General features: G+C 64.6%; 3 protein-coding genes. 1 reads left to right on the top strand and 2 read right to left on the bottom strand.

All coding sequences use genetic code 11. The features are described from left to right. The first annotated feature begins 158 nt into the window (after positions 1 to 158). Positions 159 to 482: a hypothetical protein gene (locus BKD30_RS13595; protein WP_076705443.1), complete on the top strand. Its 324-nt coding sequence runs from the start codon at positions 159 to 161 to the stop codon at positions 480 to 482. 816 nt (positions 483 to 1,298) lie between these two features. Here BKD30_RS13595 and BKD30_RS13590 read toward each other — a convergent pair. Next, a complete protein-coding gene (locus BKD30_RS13590; protein ID WP_076705441.1) occupies positions 1,299 to 1,601 on the bottom strand; it encodes a hypothetical protein in 303 nt (100 codons plus the stop codon). 73 nt (positions 1,602 to 1,674) lie between these two features. Continuing rightward, a partial coding sequence (locus BKD30_RS16525; RefSeq protein WP_218189310.1) for a hypothetical protein occupies positions 1,675 to 2,006 on the bottom strand: 332 nt, incomplete at its 5' end.

Below are 2,006 nucleotides of genomic sequence, written 5' to 3'. Positions count from 1 at the left end.
ACCACGATGAACTGACCCGAGCACCACCTCATGGCCAACACCACCGAACCCCCGGGTGGGCAGATCTGTTGGCCATGACCAGGCAGTTTCCCTGGCCACCAGCGGGCAATACTACTGACCACACGCGGGCAGTTCGTACTGGCCATTGACACACCAAGATGAAGGATCTCTACAAGGCTGCCGCAGCCGTCGCGCTGGCGACTGGACTCAGCGTCTCCGCGGCGACCGGAGCCAACGCCGCCATCCCTCCCAGCGGTGGGCTGCCCCACTCCGCCGTCGGGTCTGCAACCGTCAAGCCGGCGGCGGGATACGTCTGGATCTCCTGGCAGGACGATTTCTACAGCCTCCAGACCTGCCAGGCTCGCGCGTTTTGGGTCGTCTCGACGCATAACTACATCCACGACTACCAGTGCAAGCCGCAGGTCAACGGCCGGTGGAACCTCCTGGTGCTCATGGCCGACGGGATCAACACCCCGGGATGAGGATCGCCAGTCTCGGGACGGGCCAGCGCGTGCAGATCGCCGGCGGGGTGGTCGACGTCTCCAGCCGACTCGCGCGCCTTCGACCCCGCATGGACCCTTGGGAGACCGACAAGCCCACCGGGGTGGTCGTTCAGTCCGACTATCCCACCCGGGTATGGGTTCCCTTGACCGGCCCCGTCGCCGCAGACGCGATGGGTCCGGCCTGGCGAACTGTCTCCGGCGTGTTCACGGGCGACGGAATCGACGTGTCCACGATGACCGACGTCGAGGCCTTCGACGACATCTGGACCCGGAAGCCCAATGGATCACCCGGCCCGGAAGGATGGTCATTGCCCCCGAGCAGAATGACCCCAGCTGGAGAGAATCACCGCGGTCCCCGCCTACCATCTGGACGAGTGGAAAGTGATCTCCATCGGTGGGGAGGGACGCCCCGGTGGTGCCCGAGCGGCGAGTCTCTACGTGATGTGGGTGACCCCAGGCCTTGCCGCGTGGGCCGAAACGATCGATGCAGCCGACCTCTCCGTGACGTCATTCCTACAAGCTGTCTGATCACAGGAGCATGGCCCCGACCAAGTCGGGGCCATGCTCCTGCACCCTCACCGGTAGGGTTTGGCTAGACAATTCCCCACCCCCGGCCGGAGAATCCCCCACCCCGCCAGAGCGAGCTTGAGGACTCACTCGGGGGGAGAATCCCCCACCCCCTGCCGGAGGTTCGGCTAGAGAATCCCTTACCCTCAGCGACCACTTAGTTCGGCCCACGGATGGCAAGATCACGCCGGTTCCTCCCCCAGTCCCATCTGAGCGTTGTTGCGCTGCTCAGCCGGCGGCTGGGCCCGGTACCGAGCAAGCATGCGCTGCGAAACGTAGTCCTCCTCGGCGAAGCGACGCACGTGTCAACAGCACGGTCGGCAGTAGCGCTTCGGCCTCCGCGGCGCTGATGCGCTCGTACAGACCACCCTCGTCTCCGAAGAGATAATCGTTCTCCAACTCCGTGGCCCGGTGCCAGAGCCTGGTGTTCGGCACCCACCCCAGCAAGATCCCCGCCTCGGTGTCCTCGGCGACGATCACCACGTGGCCGAGGACCTGCGCGGGCCACCGGACGCGGTAGAACTCGATCACCCGGACTGCTCCCTCCTCTGCACCGGCCAACCCGGAGATCGAGCCTGCCGATGGTGGCCCCGCGATCATATAGTCAGCTCTCTCGCGCTGCTCGCGCCAACGTGTCGAGCAGGGTCCCAGAAACCGCCCACCCGTCGTACCGCTCGGCGATGATCCGGCCGGCGATGTCCTTCCGCTTTTCTTGGTTGGTCGCCTTCACCCACTCCGTATCGTTGACCATTTCAGTGACGATGACGTCGAGCTGCTGGTAGACGTGGACCGTTCCCACTCTGGTGGACACAGGGTTTGATGGGCGGGTTCCCGAGAAATGAAGGGAACCGGCTATGGGATCGACGAGACGTAGCTTCACTGACGAGTACAAGGCCAACGCGGTAGATTTGGTTGTGAATGATGGCCGCGCGATCG

The organism is Tersicoccus phoenicis (assembly GCF_001968835.1).
Taxonomy (GTDB): Bacteria; Actinomycetota; Actinomycetes; order Actinomycetales; family Micrococcaceae; genus Tersicoccus; species Tersicoccus phoenicis.
Note: the sequence above shows the minus strand (reverse complement) of the source record. Positions and strands in the feature narration are given on the sequence as shown.

Bases quoted from the DNA above. Each gene is read 5' to 3' on its own strand.
- BKD30_RS13595 (WP_076705443.1), top strand. From the start codon at position 159: ATGAAGGATCTCTACAAGGCTGCCGCAGCCGTCGCGCTGGCGACTGGA.